This is a genomic window from Streptomyces turgidiscabies Car8 (assembly GCF_000331005.1).
Taxonomy (GTDB): domain Bacteria; phylum Actinomycetota; class Actinomycetes; order Streptomycetales; family Streptomycetaceae; genus Streptomyces; species Streptomyces turgidiscabies.
This window is the reverse complement of record NZ_AEJB01000476.1, coordinates 1-23,735: the sequence shown is the minus strand read 5'-3', so window position 1 is coordinate 23,735 and position 23,735 is coordinate 1. Positions and strand designations below refer to the sequence as shown.

At 70.4% G+C, this 23,735-nt stretch carries 20 protein-coding genes and 1 tRNA gene; 5 read left to right on the top strand and 16 right to left on the bottom strand.

All coding sequences use genetic code 11. The annotated features are described in order from the left end of the window. Positions 1–35: 35 nt before the first annotated feature. Positions 36–2,306: an MMPL family transporter gene (locus STRTUCAR8_RS34575; RefSeq protein WP_006380876.1), complete on the bottom strand. Its 2,271-nt coding sequence runs from the start codon at positions 2,304–2,306 to the stop codon at positions 36–38. 160 nt (positions 2,307–2,466) lie between these two features. Then, positions 2,467–3,075, bottom strand: coding sequence for a TetR/AcrR family transcriptional regulator (locus tag STRTUCAR8_RS34570; protein ID WP_006380874.1), 609 nt, complete (start codon positions 3,073–3,075; stop codon positions 2,467–2,469). 225 nt (positions 3,076–3,300) lie between these two features. Here STRTUCAR8_RS34570 and STRTUCAR8_RS34565 point away from each other — a divergent pair, with 225 nt between their 5' ends. Continuing rightward, a complete protein-coding gene (locus tag STRTUCAR8_RS34565) occupies positions 3,301–6,624 on the top strand; it encodes a S41 family peptidase (protein WP_006380871.1) in 3,324 nt (1,107 codons plus the stop codon). A 175-nt stretch (positions 6,625–6,799) separates the two neighbouring features. On the opposite strand, the gene STRTUCAR8_RS34560 is transcribed toward STRTUCAR8_RS34565, so the two are convergent. The 4 genes from STRTUCAR8_RS34560 to STRTUCAR8_RS34545 form a co-directional block, all read right to left on the bottom strand. Continuing rightward, the gene (locus STRTUCAR8_RS34560; RefSeq protein WP_006380881.1) at positions 6,800–7,024 is read right to left on the bottom strand and encodes a hypothetical protein; all 225 of its coding nucleotides are present in this window, start codon (positions 7,022–7,024) and stop codon (positions 6,800–6,802) included. Positions 7,025–7,112: 88 nt separating this feature from the next. Then, positions 7,113–8,021 (bottom strand): SDR family oxidoreductase, encoded by a 909-nt coding sequence (locus STRTUCAR8_RS34555; protein WP_006380878.1) that lies wholly within the window; start codon positions 8,019–8,021, stop codon positions 7,113–7,115. Continuing rightward, positions 8,018–9,013 carry an alpha/beta fold hydrolase gene (locus STRTUCAR8_RS34550; RefSeq protein WP_234372540.1) on the bottom strand — a complete coding sequence of 332 codons (996 nt, stop codon included), beginning with the start codon at positions 9,011–9,013 and terminating at the stop codon, positions 8,018–8,020. Before STRTUCAR8_RS34550 ends, STRTUCAR8_RS34555 begins: the two co-directional genes overlap by 4 nt. Beyond that, on the bottom strand, positions 9,010–10,572 hold the full coding sequence (locus tag STRTUCAR8_RS34545) for a flavin-containing monooxygenase (protein ID WP_006380877.1): 1,563 nt from the start codon (positions 10,570–10,572) through the stop codon (positions 9,010–9,012). The genes STRTUCAR8_RS34550 and STRTUCAR8_RS34545 overlap by 4 nt, the downstream gene beginning before the upstream one ends. Positions 10,573–10,757: 185 nt before the next feature. On the opposite strand from STRTUCAR8_RS34545, the gene STRTUCAR8_RS34540 reads away from it, so the two are divergent. Continuing rightward, positions 10,758–11,378, top strand: a complete 621-nt coding sequence (locus tag STRTUCAR8_RS34540; protein ID WP_006380875.1) for a MerR family transcriptional regulator — start codon at positions 10,758–10,760, stop codon at positions 11,376–11,378. 27 nt (positions 11,379–11,405) lie between these two features. Here STRTUCAR8_RS34540 and STRTUCAR8_RS34535 read toward each other — a convergent pair whose 3' ends face one another. Continuing rightward, positions 11,406–12,209, bottom strand: a complete 804-nt coding sequence (locus tag STRTUCAR8_RS34535; RefSeq protein ID WP_006380869.1) for an exodeoxyribonuclease III — start codon at positions 12,207–12,209, stop codon at positions 11,406–11,408. A gap of 68 nt (positions 12,210–12,277) precedes the next feature. Between STRTUCAR8_RS34535 and STRTUCAR8_RS34530 the strand changes: the two genes are divergently transcribed. Beyond that, on the top strand, positions 12,278–12,760 hold the full coding sequence (locus STRTUCAR8_RS34530) for a GNAT family N-acetyltransferase (protein WP_006380885.1): 483 nt from the start codon (positions 12,278–12,280) through the stop codon (positions 12,758–12,760). 25 nt (positions 12,761–12,785) lie between these two features. Here STRTUCAR8_RS34530 and STRTUCAR8_RS34525 read toward each other — a convergent pair whose 3' ends face one another. Further along, the gene (locus tag STRTUCAR8_RS34525) at positions 12,786–13,463 is read right to left on the bottom strand and encodes a response regulator transcription factor (protein WP_006380883.1); all 678 of its coding nucleotides are present in this window, start codon (positions 13,461–13,463) and stop codon (positions 12,786–12,788) included. Then, on the bottom strand, positions 13,418–14,728 hold the full coding sequence (locus STRTUCAR8_RS34520; protein ID WP_006380882.1) for a sensor histidine kinase: 1,311 nt from the start codon (positions 14,726–14,728) through the stop codon (positions 13,418–13,420). The genes STRTUCAR8_RS34525 and STRTUCAR8_RS34520 overlap by 46 nt, the downstream gene beginning before the upstream one ends. Before the next feature lie 1,744 nt (positions 14,729–16,472). Between STRTUCAR8_RS34520 and STRTUCAR8_RS34510 the strand changes: the two genes are divergently transcribed. Then, the gene (locus tag STRTUCAR8_RS34510; RefSeq protein WP_006380884.1) at positions 16,473–17,219 is read left to right on the top strand and encodes a site-specific integrase; all 747 of its coding nucleotides are present in this window, start codon (positions 16,473–16,475) and stop codon (positions 17,217–17,219) included. Positions 17,220–17,292: 73 nt separating this feature from the next. On the opposite strand, the gene STRTUCAR8_RS34505 is transcribed toward STRTUCAR8_RS34510, so the two are convergent. The 7 genes from STRTUCAR8_RS34505 to galU all read right to left on the bottom strand — a co-directional run bounded on the left by STRTUCAR8_RS34505 (position 17,293) and on the right by galU (position 23,009). Continuing rightward, positions 17,293–17,366: transfer RNA gene (locus STRTUCAR8_RS34505), tRNA-Ala, on the bottom strand. 116 nt (positions 17,367–17,482) lie between these two features. Continuing rightward, a complete protein-coding gene (gene sepX / locus STRTUCAR8_RS34500; protein WP_006380863.1) occupies positions 17,483–18,763 on the bottom strand; it encodes a divisome protein SepX/GlpR in 1,281 nt (426 codons plus the stop codon). Positions 18,764–19,006: 243 nt separating this feature from the next. After that, on the bottom strand, positions 19,007–19,612 hold the full coding sequence (locus STRTUCAR8_RS34495; RefSeq protein ID WP_006380866.1) for a GNAT family N-acetyltransferase: 606 nt from the start codon (positions 19,610–19,612) through the stop codon (positions 19,007–19,009). A 26-nt stretch (positions 19,613–19,638) separates the two neighbouring features. Beyond that, entirely contained in the window at positions 19,639–20,193 is a 555-nt protein-coding gene (locus tag STRTUCAR8_RS34490; protein ID WP_006380864.1) for a MogA/MoaB family molybdenum cofactor biosynthesis protein, read from the bottom strand. Continuing rightward, on the bottom strand, positions 20,190–20,672 hold the full coding sequence (gene moaC, locus STRTUCAR8_RS34485; protein WP_006380873.1) for a cyclic pyranopterin monophosphate synthase MoaC: 483 nt from the start codon (positions 20,670–20,672) through the stop codon (positions 20,190–20,192). Before moaC ends, STRTUCAR8_RS34490 begins: the two co-directional genes overlap by 4 nt. Before the next feature lie 106 nt (positions 20,673–20,778). Beyond that, a complete protein-coding gene (gene glp, locus STRTUCAR8_RS34480; RefSeq protein WP_006380872.1) occupies positions 20,779–22,101 on the bottom strand; it encodes a molybdotransferase-like divisome protein Glp in 1,323 nt (440 codons plus the stop codon). Between the two features lie 5 nt (positions 22,102–22,106). After that, complete coding sequence (gene galU, locus STRTUCAR8_RS34475; protein WP_006380868.1) at positions 22,107–23,009, bottom strand: UTP--glucose-1-phosphate uridylyltransferase GalU; 903 nt, start codon at positions 23,007–23,009, stop codon at positions 22,107–22,109. Positions 23,010–23,119: 110 nt separating this feature from the next. Between galU and STRTUCAR8_RS34470 the strand changes: the two genes are divergently transcribed. Beyond that, on the top strand, positions 23,120–23,728 hold the full coding sequence (locus STRTUCAR8_RS34470) for a 5-formyltetrahydrofolate cyclo-ligase (protein ID WP_006380880.1): 609 nt from the start codon (positions 23,120–23,122) through the stop codon (positions 23,726–23,728). Positions 23,729–23,735 lie beyond the last annotated feature (7 nt).

Sequence of the window (23,735 nt, the reverse complement as noted above, 5' to 3'; positions counted from 1 at the left end):
CCCTCTTCATCGTGCTCGCGGACTGTTCAGGCCGGTCAGACCTCGACCAGTTTCCGGTCCTCGTCCTTGGGACGGTTGTCGTCGTCCAGGGTGCGCAGGCCCTCGCCCTCGACGTCGACGTTGGGCAGGACGCGGTCCAGCCACTTCGGCAGCCACCATGCCCGCTTGCCCAGCAGGGCCAGTACCGCCGGGACGATCGCCATACGGACGACGAACGCGTCGAAGAAGACGGCGATCGCCAGGCCGAAGCCGAACAGCTTGATCATCGACTCGCTGGAGCTGATGAAGCCGCCGAAGACGGCCATCATGATGATCGCGGCGGCGACCACGACCCGGGCGCTGTGCCGGAAGCCGGTCACCACGGCGTCGGACGGCGACTCACCGTGGACGTACGCCTCCCGCATCCGGGTCACGAGGAACACCTCGTAGTCCATCGCGAGGCCGAAGACCACACCGACCATGAAGATCGGCACCATGGACATGATCGGGCCGGTCTCGTCGACGCCGATCAGGCCGCTCAGCCAGCCCCACTGGAAGACCGCGACCACGGCACCGAGCGCGGCGAGGACGCTGAGCAGGAAGCCGAGGGCCGCCTTCAGCGGGACCAGGATGGAGCGGAAGACCAGGATGAGGAGCAGGAAGGCGAGGCCGACGACCAGGCCCAGGTACGGGATCAGGGCGTCGTTGAGCTTCTGCGAGAAGTCGATGTTCATCGCGGTGGTGCCCGTGACCAGTACCGTCGCGCCGGTCTCGGCCTTGACGCCGGCGCTCTCGTCGCGGATCGCGTGGACCAGGCCCTCGGTCTGGGTCGAGGACGGCTTGGAGTTCGGGATCACGGTGATCGTCGCGGTGTCGCCGGCCGGGTTGAACTGGGCCGGGGTGACCGTGACGACGTCCTTGAGGCCCTTGATGCGGTCGGCCAGCTTGGCGGCGCCGGCCTGGGGGTCGGCGACGCCCTGTGCGTCGTAGACGACCATCAGGGGACCGTTGAAGCCGGGGCCGAAGCCTTCCGACAGCAGGTCGTACGCCCTGCGCTGGGTCGTGGACGTCGACTGTGAGCCGTCGTCGGGCAGGCCCAGCTCCAGCTGGGTGACCGGGAGCGCGATCGCTCCGAGCCCGAGGACGCCGAACATCAGCACGGCGACCGGCCGGCGGATGACGAAGCGCGCCCAGCGGGTGCCCATGTTGGGCCCGGCCGACTTCTCGGACGGGCCGCCCTTGGCGTCGGAGAGCGCGTCGGCCGGCGCGTCGGTGAGTTGCTCGGCCTTCTTGTTCCGCCTGCTCTTCTTCTGGCCCGCAGGCTGGACCTTCCGGCCCGCGTACCCGAGCAGAGCCGGGATGAGGGTCAGTGCGATGAGGACGGCGACCACGACCGTGCCGGACGCGGCGAGGCCCATCTTGGTCAGCATCGGGACATTGACGACCGCGAGGCCCGCCAGGGCGATCACGACGGTGAGGCCCGCGAAGACCACGGCGGAGCCGGCGGTGCCGGTGGCACGACCGGCCGCTTCCTCGTGGTCACGGCCATCGGCCAGCTCGCCCCGGTAGCGGGAGACGATGAACAGCGCGTAGTCGATACCGACCGCGAGACCGATCATCAGTGCGAGCGTGGACGTGGTGTCGCCGAGGTCGAGCGCGTTGGCGAGGGAGGTGATGGTGGCGCCGGCGATACCGACGCCGATGATCGCCGTCAGCAGCGGCAGTCCGGCCGCGACCAGCGAGCCCAGGGTGATGACGAGGACGATCGCGGCGATGGCGATACCGACGGCCTCACCGACAGCCCCCGGCTCAGCCGCGGCCTGCAGCGCGTCACCGCCGACGTCGACGGTCAGCCCGGTGGCCCGTGCCTCGTCCCCGGCCTTCTCCAACGCGTCCTTGGTCGTGTCCGCCAGTTCCATGCCGGGGACCTTGTACTTCACCGACGTGTAGGCGACCGACCCGTCCTTGCTCACGGCGTTCGTCGTGAACGGGTCGGTGACGGAGATGACTTCGGAACCGTCGCGCAGTTCTTTGACGGTCTTCTCGACAGTCGCCTTGTTGGCGGCGTCCGTCATCTTCTGGCCCTCGGGCGCCTTGAAGACCATACGGCCGGTCGCTCCGTCGGCGCCGGCGCCGGGGAAACGCTGTTCCAGCAGGTCGAAGGCCTTCTGGGCCTCCGTACCCGGAATGGAGAAGGAGGTGGTGCCCGCAGCGGGCGCGCTGGCCGCGCCGACTCCCGCGAGCGTCAGCAGCGCCACCCATATCAGGGCGACGAAATGCCGTCGCCTGAAGGCGAGCCGGCCGAGTTTGTAGAGGAACGTGGCCACGAGGGCGTACTCCCGGTCAGGTCGTTGAACAGCAACAGGGCGTGTTTGACCGGCCTGTTGGGGCGCAGGCGGGATCAGCCCGACGACGTGAGCAGTCGCGTCAGGTACAAATGGGTCGTGTTACAAGGGGGTTTGGTTCTACCGACGTCGGGCGCCGGCCTCAGTCACTGACCCTGACACCGAGGGCGGGGAGCACCACGGCATCGAGGTACGAGCGCAAGTAGGCCTGCGTCGGGGGGAGTTCGTCGATGAGCGTGCGAGCGATGAAGCCGCCGATCATCATGTGCACCACATAGCCGATCGCCGGATTGTCGGCGCGGATCTCACCACGGTCGACGGCACGCTGGAGCACCTTGTTGAACTCCACCAACTCCGGCTCGATCAGCAGTTCCCGCAACGCCTGGAGGAGATCCGGGTTCGCGTGGGCCGCCATACCCAGAGCCCGCATCAGCGCGGAGTTCTGTTCCATGGCGCAGTCGTTCTCCCGGAGGAGCAGGGTGTGGAAGTCACCGCGCAGGGACCCGGTGTCGATGTCGGTGAGAGCGGCACCACCCGGCTTGAAGTGGCGCATCGCCCTGACGACCAGTTCGGCCTTGCCGCCCCACTGGCGGTAGAGCGTGGCCTTGCTGGACTTCGTACGGGCGGCGACGGCGTCCATGGTGAGCGCCTCGTAGCCGACTTCCCGGAGCAGGTCGAGCGTGGCGCCGTACAGCTCGGCCTCGCGCTCGGGCGTGATCCGACTACGACGCGCCGTTGCGACCTCGGTCATGCCACTCACCCTTTCCGGCTCCGGTGTCGGACGACACCGTGACGTACAGCTCCGCCTTACGTCAATGAACATACCCTGAGAACCATAGAAACGAAACCGTTTCGTACGTGTCGTCGCTCACGGACGGTATCGGGAACCATCAAAGCACCGGACATTTCATGGATTGACCGAATTGGAAGCGGGTCCGAAGTTGCTGGGGCCCCGTTCCCGGAAAAGCATGGGGAGGTGAGCTATCTGCGCCTGCCCCACCTCAGCGGAGACCTGCTGTGCTTCGTCGCCGAGGACGACCTCTGGCTCGCCCGCCTCGACGGAGTCAACGGAGACAACCGGGCCGAGGGAGACGAGGGATCTGGGTCGCCCGGCACCGACGGCCGGGCCTGGCGGCTCACCGTCGACCGTACGAAGGTCGGGCATCCGCGCTTCTCGCCCGACGGCCGGCACATCGCGTACACGAGCTGGCGCAGCCTCGTGCCCGAGATCCACCGGGTCCCGGTGGACGGCGGCCCCGCGCGGCGGCTCACCTACTGGGGCAGCGCCGACACCCAGGTCTGCGGCTGGTCCCCGGACGGCGACATCCTCGCCGTCGCCTCCCACGGCCAGCCCTTCTCCTACTTCACCTGGTCCTACAGCGTGCCCGCGGACGGCGGCCCCGGCGGCCGGCTCCCCTGGGGCCCGGTCTCCGACATCCAGGTCGCGGACATCGCCGGAGAGCGCAGGACCCTCCTCCTCACGGGCACCCCGCCCCACGAACCGGCCGCCTGGAAGCGCTACCGGGGCGGCGCGACCGGCCGCCTCTGGCTGCACGGCGAGCGCCTGCTGCCCGACCTGGACGGCCACCTCCACTCCCCCATGTTCGTCGGCGACCGCATCGCCTTCCTCTCCGACCACGAGGGCATCGGGAACCTGTACTCGTGCGCGTACGACGGTTCCGGCCTGCGCCGCCACACCGACCACGACGCCTTCTACGCCCGGCACGCCTCCAGCGACGGCACCCGCGTCGTCTACCAGTGCGCGGGCGACCTGTGGATCGTCGACGACCTCGCCGCCGACTCCCTGCCCCGCCGCCTCGACGTACGGCTCGGCGGACCGCGCGCCGGCCGTCGTACGTACCAGGTGCCCGCCGCGCAGCACGTCGACGGCATCTCGGTCGACGAGACGGGCCGCGCGAGCGCCGTCGTCGTACGCGGAAGTCTTTACTGGCTGACCCATCGGGACGGGCCGGCGAGGACCATCACGGACACACCCGGTGTACGGGTCCGGCTGCCCGAGATGCTCGGCTCGGGCGGGCAGGTCGCCTACGTCACGGACGCGGAGGGCGAGGACGCCGTCGAGATCGCCTATCTGCCGAGGGCCAGCGGGGAGCGGGACCCGAGACGGCTGGCGTCCGGCGGCCTCGGCCGGGTACTGGAACTGGTGTCCGACCCAGCGGGCGAACGCCTCGCCATCGCCGCCCACGACGGCCGCCTCCTCCTCATCGACGCGAGGGAGGAGCCGGACGGGAATTCGAACGGGGAAGGGGGTGGGGAGTCGAGCGGGGAGGTTACGGAGCTGATCTGCTCCATCAACGGCCCGGTCACGGACCTCGCCTTCTCCCCGGACGGCGCCTGGCTGACCTGGTCGCACCCGGGCATCGGCCGCTCCCTGCGCCAGATCAAGATGGCCCGTATAAAGGACCGCCTGATCGTCGACGTGACCAACGGCCGCTTCGAGGACGAGAACCCGGTCTTCACCCGTGACGGCCGCTACCTCGCCTTCCTCTCCTGGCGCGGCTTCGACCCCGTGTACGACGTCCACACCGGCGACCTCTCCTTCCCGCTCGGCTGCCGCCCCTACCTCGTCCCCCTCTCCTCCGCCACGCCCTCGCCCTTCGCCCTGTCCCCCGACGGACGGCCGGCCGCCGGTGGCCTGGACCCCGCCGAGGACGAGGGCGCCGACGGCACGGTGACCGTCGAGATCGAGGGCCTGGAGAACCGGGTGACGCCCTTCCCGGTCGCCGCCTCCAAGTACTCGGCCCTGTATCCGGTCGCGGGCGGCGGGCTGGTGTGGCTGCGCTGGCCGATCTCGGGCGCGCTGGGCGAGACGTTCGCGAACCCGGACGACACGAGCGGCCGGCCCACCCTCGAACACTTCAACCTCAGCAAGGGCAAGAAGTCCGAACTCGTCGAACACCTCGACTGGTTCGCGGTCAGCGGCGACGCCTCGCGGCTGGTCGTGGTCGACGAGGACGAGCTGCGCGCGGTGCCGTCCACCGACCCGGGCGACGCCGACACGACCGTCTGGATCGACCTGCGCCGGGTCCTGCACGAGGTCGACCCCCCGGCCGAATGGCGCCAGTCGTACGAGGAGGCCGGCCGCCTGATCCGCGCCTACTTCTGGGAACCCAGGATGTGCGGCATCGACTGGGACGCGGTGCTCGCGCAGTACCGCCCGCTCGTCGAACGGGTCGCGTCCCCCGACGAGTTCGCGGATCTCCTGCGCGAGGTCCTGGGCGAGCTGGGCACCTCGCACGCGTACGTCACAGCCGCCCGCCGCAACGAGGGCCCACCCCACTACCAGCGCCGGCAGGGCCTGCTGGGCGCCAACTTCGTCCGCAGGGAGGGCGGTTGGATGCTGGACCGGATCCTCCCCGGCGACTCCTCCGACTCCAAGGCCCGTTCCCCGCTGGCCGGTTCGGGAATCCGGGAGGGCGCGCTGCTCACGCAGGTGGACGGCCGCCCGGTGGACCCGGTGACGGGCCCGTTCCCGTTGCTCGCGGGCGCGGGCGGTACGACGGTGGAGCTGACGTTCACGGCGGCGGAGGACGTTCCCGGCGAGGGGCGGGCCAGGCGGGTCGCGGTGGTCCCCCTCATCGACGAACGCCCGTTGCGCTATCAGGACTGGGTGGCCAAACGCCGGGAAGTGGTACGGGAGTTGAGCGGCGGACGGTGCGGCTATCTGCACATCCCCGACATGGGCGGCTCGGGCTGGGCCCAGTTCAACCGCGACCTGCGCATGGAGGTGTCGAGGCCCGCCCTCATCGTCGACGTGCGCGGCAACGCGGGCGGCCACATCAGCGAGCTGGTGGTGGAGAAGCTGACGCGCACGATCCTGGGCTGGGACCTGACACGCAACGCCCAGCCGGTCTCGTACGCCTCGAACGCTCCCCGAGGCCCGGTGGTCGCCCTGGCCGACGAGGCTACGTCCTCCGACGGCGACATGATCACGGCCGCCTTCAAGCTGCTGGAACTCGGCCCGGTGGTGGGCCAGCGAACGTGGGGCGGAGTGGTCGGCATGACCGGCCGCCACCGCCTCGGCGACGGCACGGTGATCACGGTCCCGATGAACGCGGCCTGGTTCGACACGTACGGCTGGACGGTCGAGAACCAGGGCGTCGCCCCGGACCTGGAAGTCCTGCGCACCCCCCTGGACTGGGCAGAGGGCCGCCACGTCGAAACAGACGACGCCATCAAACTGGCCCTGACCCTCCTGAAAACCCACCCCGCAGCAACCCCCCCGACCTACGACAGCGTCCCCAACAGAGCCAGACCAGAACTCCCCCCACGTTCTTGACCAGCAAGTCTCTTAACGGGCGCCAAGGTCACCCACCCAGGGGCGCGGGGAACTGCGCGACAAGCCCCCACCGGACCCGCACCCGCCCCCACACCCCCCACCACCCCAAAAACAAAAACGCAGGGTGCCCTCACAGAAACCGAGGGCACCCCACGCAAACCGAGCTCAAGCAGGACTACGCCTCGTAGTCCTGGTTCATCCGGTCCTCTTCCTCCCGCATCGCCCGCTCCGTCTCCTCATCACGAGGACGCCCCCGCTCCGGAGTCTCCCCCTGCCGGCGCTGCCCCTCCTGCCCCGGCTGACCCGGCTGACGCTGGCCTTGCTGACCCTTCCGGGCCTGCTGCTCCATCTTCTCCTTGGCCTGGCGGGCCTTGTCCTGCATCTCGTCCTTCATGCCCATGTGGGTTCACTCCCGTAAGTGGGTGAGGGGATGGGGGCTCGACCACATTTACATGCCCGGACAAAGCACGCATTTCGATCAGTAACGTTCAGTCACCGACCGCGTCCGGCCCCCGCCCGGCCGCCACCCCCCGGGCCTCCTCGTCCGCCGCCCCGCCCGCACCCACCAGTCCGGTACCCATCCCCTGCAACCGCCCGGAGAACCGTCCGACCTCCCGCTGCCCCACCGCACCGATCAGCCCCGGCAGATACCCCCGTACCCCCTGCATCCCACGCAGCCACCACTGCCCGTACACATGACTGGACCGTCGCTCGATCCCCGCCACGAGCCGGTCGACGGCCGGCCCCAGCGGATACGTCTTGCTGGCCGGCCACGGCAGCCGCTGCCGCAACTCCCGCATGACGTCGTCCTGGTCGGCCCCGCGCACCATGTCGGTGTCGGTCCAGGACAGATACGCGACGCCCACCCCGACGCCCTTGTACCCGACCTCGGCGCGCAGACAGTGCGCGTACGCCTCGACGCCCGACTTGGACGCGCAGTACGCGGACATCATCGGCGCCGGCGCCATCGCGGCCAGGGACGCGATCTGCAGGAGATACCCGCGGCTCTCGGTCAGCACCGGCAGGAACGCCCGGCCCGTGACCGCCGACCCGATCAGATTGACCTCGATGACCCGCCGCCACGACTCCGGATCGGAGTCGACGAAGGGCCCGCCGCTCGCGACCCCGGCGTTGGCGACCACGATGTCGACCTTCCCGAACCGTTCCTTGACCTCCGCCGCCACCCGGGACATCGCCTCGTGATCGGTGACGTCGGCGTGCCAGTACGCGCTGTCGGTGTGCAGCCGGCCGGCCACCTCCTTGAGCGCCTCGGCCTCCAGCCCGACCAGCGCGACGCTGGCCCCGCGAGCGGAGAGCTTGCGCGCGAGCAGCTCACCGACCCCCCGAGCGGCCCCCGTGACGACAGCGACCTGTCCGTCCAGACTGACCTTACTCATGCGCTCTCCTCCATACGTACGCCACTGTCGACCTGCGTGCTCTGTCCGCCCTGCGTACCTTGGGGCCCCAACTCCCCATACAGCGCGACGAGTTCACGGATCACCCCGGTAACCGCCTCCGGCGCCTCGACCGGCGTCATGTGCCCGAGCCCGGGCAGCTCGGTCATGCTGTGACACTGGGGCAGTACGGCGGCCAGCGCCCGCGCGTGAACGGGCGGGGTGAGCCGGTCGGCCGTACCGACGACGACAGCGACCGGCACGTTCAACTCCCGTACATGAGCGTCGAGTTGTACCCCGTCCAGCACCCGCGCCCAGGCGTACCGCACCTTGCGCGGACACGCGTGCACGACCCGGGCGCACGCCTCGACCATGGCGGGCGTCGAACCGGCGCCCATCGTCGCGTACTTGAGGATGCGCCTGGAGACCGGCGTGACCGGCCCCATCGGGGCGCGTGAGCTGAGGCTCCGCCGGGTGAGCCAGGTACGCAGTCGCCCGGCACGCATCGGCAGGACGAGCGCCTCGGCGACCAGCCGCGAACTGCCGGTGCTGCACAGCAGTACGGCCGCCGTGTGCTCCCGGAACGCCGGCCGCGCGGACGCTGCCAGCACCGTCATCCCGCCCATGGAATGACCCACGACCACTGCTTTCTCACCGGGCGCCAGGGTAGCCGCGAGGACGGCTTCCAGGTCGTCGGCGAGGAGGTCGGTACTGCAGACGGGGCTCGCCGGGCTGCGTCCGTGGCCACGCTGGTCGTAGGCGACGACCCGGTGACCGGGGGCGAGTTCGCGGATCTGGGCGGCCCAGAACGCGGTGGAGCAGGTCCAGCCGTGCGCGAGGACGACCACGGGCCCCTCGTTCACGCCGTGCACCTCGACATGCAGCCGGGCACCGTCGGCGGAGACGGCGGTCAGCTCGCTGGAGGGGACGGGCGGGGTGTACGGACCGTCCGCCACTATTGCGGGACGCCCCGACCGCGTCGGCCGGCGACTCACGCGCCCACCTCCACAGCGGAGTTGGTGTTTTCCGTGCCCTCGGCGCCGTCGCCGGAACCGCCGGTCGCCCGCAGGACCTCGTACTCGGCGAGATCGACCCTCCGGGTCGCCCGCCGGAACTCGGAGGTCGTACCGGGCCAGATGGTGGTGTTGCGCCCGTTCGCGTCGAGGTACCAGCTGCTGCAGCCGCCCGTGCTCCATACCGTGCGCAGCATCCGCTCCTGGACCCGGTCGTTCCAGGCGTCGACGGCGGCGGGCCGGGCATCGAGAGCCACCCGACCCCCGAGAACGTCCAACTGCCTTACGTAGTCGGCCATATAACTCAGTTGGGACTCGATCATCAGGATCATGGAGGAGTTCCCGAGGCCGGTGTTGGGCCCGATGATCGTCATCCAGTTGGGGAAGCCGGCTGCGGATGCCCCGCGCAGCGCCCTCATCCCGCTGTCCGCCCAGGCCTCGGCGAGCGTCCGCCCGTCGGCCCCGACGACCCGGTCCGCGATGGGCATGTCGGTGACGTGGAACCCCGTACCGAAGACGATGGCGTCGACCTCGGCCGTGCTTCCGTCGGCCGCGACGACGGTGGACCCCCGCACTTCACTCAGCCCACTGGCCACCACGTCGACATTGGGCCGGGTGAGCGCCGGGTAGTACGCGCTCGACAGGAGGATGCGCTTGCAGCCGATGCGGTAGTCGGGGGTGAGTTTGGCGCGCAGGGCCGGATCCTTGACGGCACGGTGCAGATTGCGCTTGGCCAACGCTTCCACGGCCCCGAGTTCACCCGGATGCTTGGTGAACGCCTGGACCTGCAACTCCCTTACGCCCCACGAGAGTCCGCGCCGCAGCCGGGTGGTGAAGGGCAGCGCGCGGTGCACGGCGCGCTCGGCGCTGCCGATGGCCCGGTCGATGCGGGGCATCACCCACGGCGGGGTGCGCTGGAAGAGGGTGAGGCGGGAGACGTCCGGCTGGATGGCGGGGACGATCTGGATGGCGGAGGCGCCCGTCCCGACCATCGCGACCCGCTTGCCGCGCAGGTCGTAGTCGTGGTCCCAGCGGGCGGAGTGGAAGACCTTGCCGGGGAAGGTGTCGAGCCCCGGCACGTCCGGCACCCTGGGGTCGGAGAGGGGCCCGGTGGCGGAGACGACGAGATCGGCGAGCAGGGTCCCGCTACTGGTCTCGATGACCCACGCCAGCCGGCTCGCGTCCCAAGTCATCTTCTTCACCTCGGAGTTGAGGCGGAGGTGGGGCCGCAGCCCGAAGACGTCGGTGACGTGCTCCAGATAGGCGCGGATGTGCTCCTGCCCGGAGAAGGCGCGCGGCCAGTCGGGATTGGGCGCGAAGGAGAACGAGTACAGATGGGACGGCACGTCACAGGCGCAGCCCGGATAGCTGTTGTCGCGCCAGGTCCCGCCGACGCTGCCGGCCCGCTCCAGCACGACGAAGTCGGTGATCCCCTCGCGGCGCAGCCGCACGGCGGCCCCGAGCCCCCCGAACCCGGACCCGATCACCGCCACCCGCACATGTTCGTGTTCGGCTTCGTGTCCGACTTCCTCTTCGGCCATGCCGATGCCCTTCCCTGCGCGACCGCGCCAGTGAACACTGGCGCAATGGGGAGAGTAGAACAGGTCCGTACCGATGGGTAGGGTCCGGAAGAGGGAAAGTTACCGGGGGTACGTCTTAAGGTTCCGACGTGGCAGACGCAGACGCAGAGAACGCCGAACGGCCCGGCTCGGGGACGGAGTACCGGATGGAAGAGCTGGCCCGACTGGCCGGCATCACCGTCCGCACCCTGCGCTTCTACCGCGAACGCAAACTGATCCCGCCGCCCCGCCGCGAGGGCCGCATCGCCTGGTACGACGACCACCATCTGGCCCGCCTGCGCACGATCTCGGCGCTGCTGGAACGCGGGCACACCCTCAACGGCATCGCGGAACTGGCCGAGGCCTTCGACCACGGCCGCGACGTCGCCGACCTGCTCGGCCTCGGCGCCCCCACCGAGGAGACCCCGGTCCGCCTCACCCCCGAGGATCTTGCCGACCGCTTCGGCCCGGACGCCACCCCCGAGAACTTCGCGGCCTCGATGGACCTCGGCTACCTGGGCACCGACGGCGAACAGATCGTCCACATCAGCCGCAGCCTCCTGGACGCGTCGTCGGCGCTGGTCCAGGAGGGCATCCCGCTGTCAGCCGTCCTGGCGGCGGGCAAACAGGTACGCGAACACGCGGACGCCCTGGCCGAGATCTTCACGAACGTGATCCTCACCCACACCACGGACGCGGACCCGGCCCGCCTGCGCCCCCTGGCACAGCGGGTGGTGGAGGCGGAACTGTCACTGGCGCTGGACCGCCGAATGCGCCAGAGCCCGTGACCGCGACGACTCCGGCACTCCGGCAGATCAGAGGTCGTAGACGACTGTGACGGGCGCATGGTCCGACCAGCGCTCGGCATGCGTCGCCGCGCGCTCGACGTACCCCTTGACCGCCTTGGCGGCGAGTCCCGGCGTCGAGATCTCGTAGTCGATGCGCCAACCTGAATCGTTGTCGAAGGCCCGCCCCCGATAAGACCACCACGAATACGGCCCCTCGACGTCCGGATGCAGCGCCCGCACCACGTCCACGAACCCGCCGTCCCCCTCGTCGAGCACGCGTCCGAGCCACTCCCGTTCCTCCGGCAGGAACCCGGAGCTCTTCTGGTTGGCGCGCCAGTTCTTGAGGTCGGCCTGCTGGTGGGCGATGTTCCAGTCGCCGCAGACGACGACCTCGCGCCCGTCGGCGGCGGCCCGCTCGCGCAGGCCCTTCAGGTAGGCGAGGAACTCGTCCATGAAGCGGATCTTCTCGTCCTGGCGTTCGGTACCGACCTCCCCCGAGGGCAGATACAGACTGGCGACGGTGACACCGGGCAGATCGGCCTCGACATACCGCCCACTGCCGTCGAACTCCTCCGACCCGAAGCCGACCTGGACGCGGTCGGGCTCGCGGCGGCTGTAGAGGGAGACACCGGCGCGGCCCTTGGCGGCGGCGGGCGCGTGCGTGACGTACCAGCCCTCAGGCGCACGGACCTCCTCCGGCAGTTGCTGGGGTTCGGCGCGCACCTCCTGGAGGCACAGCACGTCGGCGGAGGTTCCGGCGAGCCACTCCACGAAGCCCTTCTTCGCGGCGGCACGGAGTCCGTTCACATTCACACTGGTCACAGTCAGCACGCGGGCACGATACCCGCAGACGGAATCCCTCTGGCGACAGCAACATGCATAGATGTACCGTATCCAGCATGAATATCCGCCGGGTCTCCTTCGACCACCCCGACGCCGTCAAGCTCAACGACCGGGTCCAGGCCGAGTACGCCGCCCGCTACGACGACGAGGGCGACGCCACCCACCTCGACCCGGCGATGTTCGACCCGCCGTCCGGCCTCTACCTGATCGCGTACGACGAGCAGGACCGCCCCGTCGCCACCGGCGGCTGGCGCGGCCACGACGACGACGCGAACGACGAGGGCTATCTGAGCGGCGACGCCGAGCTGAAGCGGATGTACGTCGTCGAGGAGGCGCGCGGACTCGGCCTGGCCCGCCGCATACTCGCCGCCCTGGAGGAGGACGCCCGCACCGCCGGCCGCACCCGCATGGTCCTGGAGACGGGCGACAGACAGCCGGAGGCCATCGCCCTGTACACCTCCAGCGGCTATGAGCCCTCCGCGAAGTTCGGCTACTACCGTCACTACGAGGCGAGCCTCTGCTTCGCCAAGAGCCTGTAGGAATCGTCGTACCGGCTGTCGCCGGTCAGGCCCGCAGAAAGGCCAGCACCGCCAGTACCCGGCGATGCGTCTCGTCCGCCGGAGGCAGATCCAGCTTGGTGAGGATGCCGCCGATGTGCTTGCCGACGGCCGCCTCGGAGACCACCAGCTCGCGGGCTATCGAGCCGTTGGACCGCCCCTCCGCCATCAGCGCCAGCACCTCGCGCTCACGTGGGGTCAGCCGCTCCAGCGGGTCGCGGCGCCGGCGCAGCAACTGCCGTACGACTTCCGGGTCGACGACCGTCCCACCGGCCGCGACCCTCCGCAGCGCGTCGACGAACTCCTCGATCTGCCCGACCCGGTCCTTGAGCAGATAGCCGACGCCCGTCCCGTCCCCGGAGTCGAGCAGTTCGGCGGCGTACGCCCGCTGGACGTACTGGCTGAGGACCAGGACGGGCAGCGCGGGGCGCGCCTCACGGAGCTTCACCGCCGCGTGCAGCCCCTCGTCCTGGAAACCGGGCGGCATGCGTACGTCCGTCACCACGATGTCCGGTTCCTGCTCGGCGACCGCCGCGAGCAGCGCCCGCGCGTCACCGACGGCCGCCACGACCTCGTGGCCGACCCGGGTGAGCAGCCCGATCAGCCCCTCCCTCAGCAGCACACTGTCCTCGGCGAGGACTATGCGGAGCGATGGGCTCGGTTGGTCGACTGGCTCAACTCGCAAGGAATCTCCACCCGCAGCAGCGTCGGTCCACCCGGCGGGCTGGACAGGGAAAGTCTGCCATCGAGCACTGACACCCGGTCCGCGAGCCCGGTGAGCCCGCTGCCGCCCCCGGCGTCCGCCCCGCCCCGCCCGTCGTCCCGTATCTCCAGCAGGAGCCGTCCGTCGCGGTGTCCGCCGCCGATCTCGGCCCGGCTCGCCCCGCTGTGCCGGTCGACGTTGGCGAGCGCCTCGCAGACCACGAAGTACGCGGCCGACTCGACCGCCCGGGGCAGCCGCCCGGGCAGGTCGAAGCGCGTGACGTCGACGTGGACCGCCGACCGGTCGGCCGCGTCGGTCACCGCGGCCTGGAGCCCGTAGTCCGCGAGGACCTGGGGGTGGATCCCGTGGATCAGCTCGCGCAGTTCCTCCAGGGCCCTCCCTGCCTGTTCCTGCGCCTTGGCCAGTTGCTCGGCGAGCGGCCCCGGCGGTGCGTCCAGCCGGGCCAGCCCGAGCGTCACCGACAGGGCGACCAGGCGCTGTTGGGCTCCGTCGTGCAGATCGCGTTCGATGCGCCGGCGCTCCGCCTCAAAGGCGTCCACCAACCGCACCCGGGAACGGGCGAGTTCGACAACCCTCTCCCCCAACTCGACGTCCCTGGCGCTGATCAGCAGCCGCGTCAGCCCGGCCCGCGCTCCGGCAGCGACCCCGAGCGCGTAGGCGCCGAGGGCGAGCAGCAGCAGGCCGCCGGCCGAGCAGCCGACGGCGGTCGGCCAGTCGGTGACCGTCCACTGCTTGAGCACCTTGGCCTCCTGTCCGTCACCAACGGTGGCCATCAGCACCGGAGTTGACACCACGGACACCGGAAGGAGCAGCGCGACGGTGACGACGAGGGCGTCCACCGGCCACAGCAGGCCCGCGAAGAGGAGCGCGTACCCGAGCTCCCGCCAGGTCGCGCCTTCCCGGAGCCGCAGGGTCAGCCAGGGCCGAAGACCGGGCACGTCCGGCTCCCGGTGCGGGTCGGACGCCGGCTCCGGGTCGACCACCTTCAGCCTGAGCCGCTCGACCCGGGCCACGGGAAGCCCGACCAGGGCGAGGGCGCCGAGCAGTGGCAGGCCTACGAGCACGACGGCGAGCGCCCCGCCGGCCACCGCCAGAAACAGGATCAGCAACAGGACGAGGGCCCCGGCTCCCGCGCCACTGACGAGGTAGGCGACCGACCGCCAGGGCCACCAGGACAGCAGAAATCCCGGCCGGGTCATGGCCTGCCACACGTTCCTCGGGTCCATGGGGATCACCGTAGGAGGCAGCCGCCCGGCAGGACCATCGGGCCTGTGGGCGAACCGGAGGTATGCCTGGCCCTACCCCAACTCTCCTCCCTGTCGCACTGCTTCACCGCGCGGCACTGGGTTGCCTTGGTCCTCATGAGCATCGACGCGATTCAACTGCGTTCCGTCACGCGCAAGTTCGTGACGGGCAGGCCCGAAGAGGCGGTGACCGCCCTGGACTCGGTCTCCCTCGGCTTCCCCCGGGGCACGCGCTACGCGTCCTGTCCGTACGGACCTCACTCGAACTCCCGTGGCCGGCCCTCGCGACGACAGCGACCTGCGCGGCACTGGCCGTGACCTCGGTCCTGACCCCGGCGGCGCTGTCCCTACGACGAAGGCCGACGGACCTGGCGGCAGCCCGGGAATGACACCAGCCCACCCCCCGGACATGTCGAAGCCCCGACGGGAAATCCCGCCGGGGCTTCGAGCTGTGCGTGGACCTGTGGGGATTTGAACCCCAGACCCCCTCGATGCGAACTACGGGCGGGGAGGTCGCTGAGGTCTGCTGGGCTGGTCAGACGGTTGCCGTAAGTCGATGACAGTCGGCCTCGGTCAGTTCGGTTGCTGTACTTCTCTGCTGTACCGCAGAGCTGAAATCTGTCGCGTTCGTTGTCGAGTAGCGCATCGGCTCAGCCAGCACCTCGGTCCATGGTGGTCCCCTTCAGCTACTGCTTTCCACCCCTCTGCGTCGGAACAAGAGTCGAGTGCCGCGCATGAAAAGGATGAACACCGTCCGGGCGGCCATGAACACAGTGGTGACGGCGAGCGCATAGGCAATCACGTCAGAGATCGTGATCCAAGGATCGGGTACGTCAAGGAGTCGTGAGACCTCTGCGATCGCTACGACCAGCCCGAACATGAACGGCAACCATTCCCAGTGAGTCCGTGAGCGCCACCTCACTGCGGCCTGGCGCCTGTGCCGCCACCGACGAGTTACCAAGCTGAGGATGACGCTGAGGACAATCATCGAAACAGGCGCCCATAGATCCCCCCAATGCACGGTGAGCTGCACGGCTTCTCCCCCCTTGCGGCCCTGAGGCCTGCCGATACGGGCGGTGAGCATATCGTGCGGTCGGCGGAGCGACTTTGGGCGAGAGCTGCCATGGGGCAAGTGATCATGGCCCCTTAAGCTTCCGGCGAGGCGGGCAGGCAGCCTGTGGACCTGCCCCCTCCTCTACCCACCACTCACCCCAGCTTCCGTCCCGTCCGCCGTCGACCCACACACCATGGAGTAGGCGTGGTTCAGGGCGTCAAGGTGGAGCGCGCCACTGTACGAACGACCTTGACGCCCTGGGCCTCGTCTGCTCGGCTCTGCCTGGGTCGATGGCGGTCGGGATGGAAGCTCCCCGCGCACGCCACTACGGACCCGCAGCCTCGAACGGCGCCCCCTCGCCCCGGTGCCGGCCGATCCCCCGCCGGAGGCTCGTTCTGACCGTGGCCTGCCCGTCCAGGTCGCTACTCAAGGCCGGAACTCGTTGCGGCCCAGGGGCACGGCCCGGCGCCGCAGGCGCAGAGGGCCGGGCCCAAGGGCCAGCCCGCGCTTGCGCGGGCACTTGACAAGCTGACCGTGCGGGACGTCCGAAGCTGGGTCAACAACCTGTTGGAACAGTGCCAGTGCTGTGCCCAGGGCCTGGATGCGAAGCGGGACACGCCACGCTGCTGCGCCGCCGGCGACTGCTGTGAGCGCATCCCGTCGCGTCGTACCGTGCAGGATGCCCGCGCTGTCCTGCGGTCCGCCCTGACCAACGCGATGACGGAAGAGCTGATCTCGAAGAACGTCGCGGGCCTGGTCAAGGTGCGGTCGGCACGCAAGACGAAGCGGCACCCGTGGTCCGTCGAAGAGGCTCGGCAGTTCCTCGAAGCGACCAGCGCGGCCCGTGATCCCCTGTACGCCGCGTACGTGCTCATCCTCGTGCTGGGCTTCCGGCGGGGCGAAGTCCTGGGCCTCACCTGGAAGAGCGTGGATCTGGACGCCGGAGAGGTCACGGTGCAGATGCAGCTACAGCGGATCAACCGGCGGCTTGTCCATGACGAGACCAAGACCGAAGCCTCGACGGCCACGCTCCCGCTGCCGCAGATCTGCGTGGCTGCGCTGCAACTTCGCCTGAAAGAACAGGAGTTGGCGAAGAAGACCGCCGGCGAACTGTGGGTGGACTCCGACTTCGTGTTCACCACGCGCTACGGCACGCCGTTCGAACCGCGCAACTTCAACCGCCAGTTCACCGACCGGTCGGCCAGGGCGGGTGTCCGTCGCATCCGGCTGCACGACACTCGGCACACGTGCGGCTCGCTGCTCGCCGCGCTCGATGTGCACCCCCGGGTGGCCATGCAGATCCTCCGACACAGCAAGATCGCGGTGACGATGGAGATCTACACGCACGTGCCCTCGGAGTCGACTCGCCGGGCGCTGCGCAAGCTGGGCAAGCACCTTGGGAAGCAAGATCGGAAGTAGTTGCTGTACTTAGCTGCTGTACAGCACCAAAGAGCCCCAGCCGGATCACTCCGACTGGGGCTCTGAGCTGCGGTGGACCTGTGGGGATTTGAACCCCAGACCCCCTCGATGCGAACGAGGTGCGCTACCAGACTGCGCCACAGGCCCTTGCAACGAGTGAAACTCTAGCATCCCGATCCGGGTGGTCGGAAATCCGTTCCGTGCTGGTCAGTCGGGGCCCGCGCACGTGCTCCCACCTGGCCGGGACGGCCGGGCGGCGCTCGTTACTCGTTGGCTGCCCGGGGCCGCTCGCCGTCCTCGTACTGGTCGAACAGGGGCGTACGGCCGCGCTCCCGGGCCCTGCGGGCGGAGGCCGCGCGGCGGGCGTCGGTGCGACCGTCCGCGTCCTCCGCGCCCAGCTCCGCGTCGGACTCCGACGACAGGTCCTCCTCCGCCTCCGCCGCTTCCTCCGTCAGCATCGGCTCGTCCGTCGGCGCCTCCGACTCGCGGCCCACCGTGCTGGACCGGGCCGAGCTCCAGGCGTCCGGTGCTCCGAGGTCGACGTCGGAGGTGGCGCGGGGGGCGACCGGGGCGGTCACGTACGTCGGCAGGGGTACCGGGACCGGGTCCCAGCTGTCGCCGTGGCCGGGGCGGCGCTGACGTTCGCGCTGCTGGTCGACCCACTCCGCGTGGTCGGTCTGTTCGACGAGCGCGCGCCTGTCGGCGGCGAGCGCTGACATCCCTGGGTCCGTCGCCGGCTCCGGGTGCTCGTCCTGCTCCTCGGCGCCGGGGTCCGTGGACGGCCGTCGCCGGGGCTGGCGCTCACGCAGTCGCTGCGCGGCGAGCTCGGCCTGGCGCCGGTCCATCTGGTAGGTGAATCGGCGCCGTTCCTGCGTACGCAGGTAGGCGATGTACCCGCTCAGCATGACCGCCGGGACGGCGGGGGCCCAGAGAAGGGCGAGTCCGCCGACCGCCGCGACGATCGCGCCGAGCGTGAAGGCGATGAACAGCATCACCGTCGTACGCCGACGGCGCGCGAGGACCTTCGAGCGCCGGGCGCGCGCGGCGGCTTCCGCCGAGGTGCCCGCACTCCGACGAGACGCCGGTACGCGCTCGCGCTTCCGTTCCCTCGCCTCCCTCGCCGGAGCCGACGCCTGTGCGTGCTGCTCCCGCTTCGGCGCCCTCGGCTGCTCCCGCTTCGGCGCCCTCGGCTGCTCGTGCGCCTGCGCCGGTGACTGCTCCTGGTGTGCCTGTTCCTGTGCCTGTACCTGGGCCTTCGCCCTGGGGCGGGTCGGGGGCGCGGCGAAGGCCCGGACGTCCACCGAGTCGGTGGCACCCTCCGGGTCTCCGGCGCTGTGCTCCCCCTCGTCGGTGGAGCGCGCCCGCAGGTCCTTGGCGTACCGGCGCTCCATGCCCGCCCGTCCGGACAGAAGCCGGATGGCGGTGCTGAAGCGTTCCGTCGGACGAGCCTCGTTCAGCTCGTCCTGCCTACGGAGCCACATCGGCACCAAGTAGGCGGCCCAGGCCCCGACAATGACTGCGTAGATGAGGCCGCTGCTGCTCACGCCTCACACGGTAGAGGGGTTTGCGTGAGGCCATCTGCCAATTGAGCCGGTGTGTCGCACGATCTGGCTGATATTTCGAGCTTTTTTTGTGATCGATGCGATCAGCGGGTCATCGAAGGCGTGAATTTAGCGTCCCAAGTCGATCGTCGGACGGACGCCAGTCGGTCGCCAGAGGGCCGTCCGGCAGTTGTCTGTCAGGCGTCAGTCAGGCGTCAGTCAATACTTTTCGAACACTTATTCAATTTACGCGGGATTCCTGGGCGTGTTCTGTGAGCGTGCCCGCTGCCAGCGGCTCAGCAACCCTTCCGGCACCTCTTCCGCGGTGAGCGCGAAGACGAGATGGTCGCGCCAGGCGCCGTCGATGTGGAGATAGCGGGGCCTGAGTCCCTCCTCGCGGAATCCGAGTTTCTCCACCACGCGGCGGCTGGGCCCGTTCTCGGGGCGAATACAGACTTCGACGCGGTGCAGTCCGACCGTGCGGAAACAGTGGTCGACCGCCAGTGCGACCGCCGTCGGCATGACGCCGCGGCCCGCGACCGCCTCGTCCACCCAGTAGCCGACGTGGCCCGAGCACATCGAGCCCCAGGTGATGCCGGCGACCGTCAACTGGCCGACCAGTTGCCCCTGGTACTCGATGGCGAAGGGCAGCATCCGGCCCGCGTTCGCCTCCGCCCGCAGATGTCTGATCATCTGACGGTAGGTCGGCCGGTGGGCGATCGGGCCGCTGGGCGTGGGCGGCGGGATCGTCGCCTCCCAGGGCCGCAGCCAGTCCCGGTTGCGTCGGTTGATCTCGCGCCAGACCCGCTGGTCGCGCAGCCTGACGGGCCGGAGGACGACATCGCCTTCCACCAGCTCGACGGGCCAGGACGGGCTGTTCAGCTCGCACCCCCACTGCTGCCGGCGGGTCTGGGGTGATCGCCGCCCCGGATCTGGTCGACGGCGTGCTTCAACAGGGGCTCCAGGACGGCCAGTCCGTCCTTCACCCCGCCGGTGGAACCCGGCAGATTGACGATCAGTGTCCCGCCCGCGACTCCGGCGAGTCCGCGCGACAGCGCCGAGGTCGGCACCTTGTCCCGGCCGAACGCCCTGATGGCCTCGGCGATGCCCGGCACCTCCTGGTCGAGCACCGCGCGGGTCGCCTCCGGCGTGCGGTCGGTGGGCGAGATGCCGGTGCCGCCCGTGGTGACGATGACGTCGTAGCCGGCCTCGACACCGGCCCGCAGGGCGTTCTCCACGGGGTCGCCGTCGGGCACGACCCGCGGTCCGTCGACGGCGAAGCCGAACCTCTCCAGCCCCACCGCGATCAGGGGGCCGCCCTTGTCCTCGTAGACGCCCGCCGCCGCGCGGTTGGACGCGGTGACGACCAGGGCGGCGTAGGGCGCGAGCAGCGCGCCGCCGGTCGGCGGCTCGACGGGCGGCGTCGGTGTCATGACCTGCTCCAGGTGCCCGACTTGCCGCCGGTCTTCTCCTCCACCCGGACGTCGGTGATGACCGCCCCCTTGTCGACCGCCTTGACCATGTCGATCACGGTGAGCGCGGCGACCGAGACCGCCGTGAGGGCCTCCATCTCGACGCCCGTACGGTCCGTCGTCTTCACGGTGGCCAGGATCTCCACGGCGTCGTCCGCGACCGACAGGTCCAGTTTCACACCCGACACCGACAACGGGTGGCAGAGCGGGATGAGATCCGGGGTCCGCTTGGCGCCCATGATGCCCGCGATCCGCGCGGTGGCCAGGGCGTCCCCCTTGGGGACCCCTTCCCCCCGCAGCAGCTCGATCACACGGGGCGAGACAAGGACGCGGCCGCTGGCGCGGGCGGTGCGCGCGGTCACGTCCTTGGCGGATACGTCGACCATGCGGGCGGCGCCCGTCTCGTCGATGTGCGTCAGTCGGTCGTCCTGCGTGCTCATGTGCTGCGGCGCTCCCGGTCGGGCCTGTTGTGCGCGACACGGTACTCCCAACCGGCGCTCCTCAGCCGCCCCGCCCACCCGGTCGGCCGGGCCTCTGGCGCCCCGGTCAGCCGAGCAGGACGACCTCGACCTCGGCGCCGGGCTCCACGGACTCCTTGTCCTCGGGTACGACGATCAGCGCGTCGGCGTGGGCGAGGGCCGCGATCAGGTGTGATCCGGCGCCGCCGACCGGCGTCACCCGGCCGTCCGCGTATGTGCCGCGCAGGAACTGGCGGCGGCCTGCCGGAGAGGTCAGCGCCTTGTCCGTCTCCAGTACGGCTCTGGTCGTGGGCCGGTGGATGTCCGTGAGGCCCATCAGGGCACGGATCGCGGGCCGCACGAACAGTTCGAAGGAGACGTACGACGACACCGGGTTGCCCGGCAGGGCGAGCAGCGGGGTGTGGTCGGGGCCGACGGTGCCGAAGCCCTGGGGCTTGCCGGGCTGCATGGCGAGCTTGCGGAAGTCGACGCCGGCACCGGGCTCGTCCTCGTCGGCGACGTGCGAGAGGGCCTCCTTGACGACGTCGTAGGCGCCCACGCTGACGCCTCCGGTGGTGACGACGAGGTCGGCGCGGACGAGCTGGTCCTCGATGGTGGAGCGGAGGATCTCGGCGTCGTCGGCGACCGCGCCCACGCGGTAGGCGATCGCCCCGGCGTCGCGGGCGGCGGCGGTGAGGGCGAAGCTGTTGGAGTCGTAGATCTGGCCGCCCGTGAGTTTCTCGTCGGGCTGGATCAGCTCGCTGCCCGTCGACATGACGACCACGCGCGGGCGCGGGCGCACACGGACGGTGCCGCGGCCGATGGCGGCGAGGAGGGCGATCTGCGGCGGGCCGAGGACGGTGCCCTCGGCGAGGGCCCGGTCGCCGGCCTGGACGTCGCTGCCCTGCGCGCGTACGTGCGCGCGTGCCGGTGCCGGGCGGTGCACGCGCACCTGGCCGTAGGCGCCGTCGGGGTCGGCGCTGCGGGCGCGCATCCCGGTGACGGGGCCCTCCCCGAGGCCCCCGTCGGTCCACTCCACGGGGACGACGGTCTCGGCGCCGGCCGGCAGCGGGGCGCCGGTCATGATGCGGGCGGCCTGGCCGGGGCCCACGTGGAGCAGGCCGTCCTGGCCGGCCGCGACGTCCCCGATCACCGTCAGGGCGGCGGGGTACTCCTCGCTCGCGCCCGCGACATCGGCGACCCGGACCGCGTACCCGTCCATGGAGCTGTTGTCGAACGGCGGCAGGGACACCTGCACCGTGACGTCCTCGACCAGGACACAGCCCTGGGCGTCGAGGAGCTGCAGCTCGATGGGTTCGAGGGGGCGGACGGTCGCGAGGATGTCCTCCAGGTGCTCGTCCACCGACCACAGGTGGTCCTGGCCGGTGGTGCGGGGCGCGGCGCTGCTCAACGTTGCTACATCTCCTCGGCTACGTAACTGCGAAGCCAGGTCCGGAAGTCCGGGCCCAGGTCTTCACGTTCGCATGCGAGTCTGACAATGGCACGCAGGTAGTCGCCGCGGTCCCCGGTGTCATAGCGGCGGCCCTTGAAGACGACGCCGTGTACGGGGCCGCCGATCTTCTCGTCGTGGGCGAGCTGCTGGAGGGCGTCGGTGAGCTGGATCTCGCCGCCGCGGCCGGGCTCGGTCTGGCGGAGTATGCCGAAGATGTGCGGGTCGAGGACGTAGCGGCCGATGATCGCGTAGTTCGACGGGGCGTCCACGGCGTCCGGCTTCTCGACCAGCCCTGTGACCTTGACGACGTCGCCGTCGTCGGTGGTCTCGACGGCCGCGCAGCCGTACATGTGGATCTGCTCGGGGGCGACCTCCATGAGGGCGATCACGCTGCCGCCGTGCTGCTCCTGGACCTCGACCATGCGCTTGAGCAGGGGGTCGCGGGGGTCGATGAGGTCGTCGCCGAGGAGGACGGCGAAGGGCTCGTGGCCGACATGCGGGGCCGCGCACAGGACGGCGTGGCCGAGGCCCTTGGGGTCGCCCTGGCGGACGTAGTGCATGGTCGCGAGGTCGCTGGACTCCTGGACCTTGGCGAGTCGCGCGGCGTCGCCCTTCTTCTGAAGGGCGGACTCCAGCTCGTAGTTGCGGTCGAAGTGGTCCTCAAGGGGGCGCTTGTTGCGTCCCGTGATCATGAGGACGTCGTCGAGGCCCGCGGACGCGGCCTCCTCGACCACGTACTGGATCGCCGGCTTGTCGACGACCGGCAGCATCTCCTTGGGAGTGGCCTTGGTGGCCGGCAGGAACCGGGTGCCGAGGCCTGCTGCGGGGATGACAGCCTTGCTGATCCTGGGGTGCGACTCAGTCATGGCGGCAACCTTATCCGCAGCCTTTGTGCTGATTCTGTGGCACCGATTAACTGAGGCTCATATCCACATATGAAGCACATGAGAACACCGGACACGATAGGGGGAGCGCCATGGGGGCAGAGCCCGACAAGCGCACGACACGGCGGGATCTCCTCACGGTGAGAGGCGGGCTGACGGCCGCCGACGTCGAGGCGGCGGGGGCCGCCCTGGCCGCCCGTGCGCTCGGCCTGCCCGAGCTCGCGCACGCGCGCACGGTGGCCGCGTACGTCTCCGTCGGCACCGAACCCGGCACCCGGGCGCTGCTCGACGCCCTTCACGCGCGCGGGGTACGGGTTTTGCTGCCGGTCCTCCTCCCGGACAACGACCTCGACTGGGGCGCGTACGCCGGTGAGGGGTCCCTGGTGGAGGTGCGGCACGGCGGGCGGATGGCCCTGCTGGAGCCGGCCGGTGACCGTCTCGGAGCGGAGGCCGTGACGGGCGCCGACGCCGTCCTGCTGCCCGGCCTGGCCGTGGACGACCGCGGGCTGCGCCTCGGGCGCGGTGGGGGCTCGTACGACCGTGTGCTGGCCCGGCTGGAGCGCTCGGGCGTCGATCCGGCCCTGGTGGTGCTGCTGTACGACTCGGAGGTCGTCCCGCGGGTCCCGGCCGAGCCGCACGACCGGCCGGTGCACGCGGTGGTCACCCCGTCGGGGGTACGGCGCTTCCGCGGCCCCTCCTGAAGCGGAC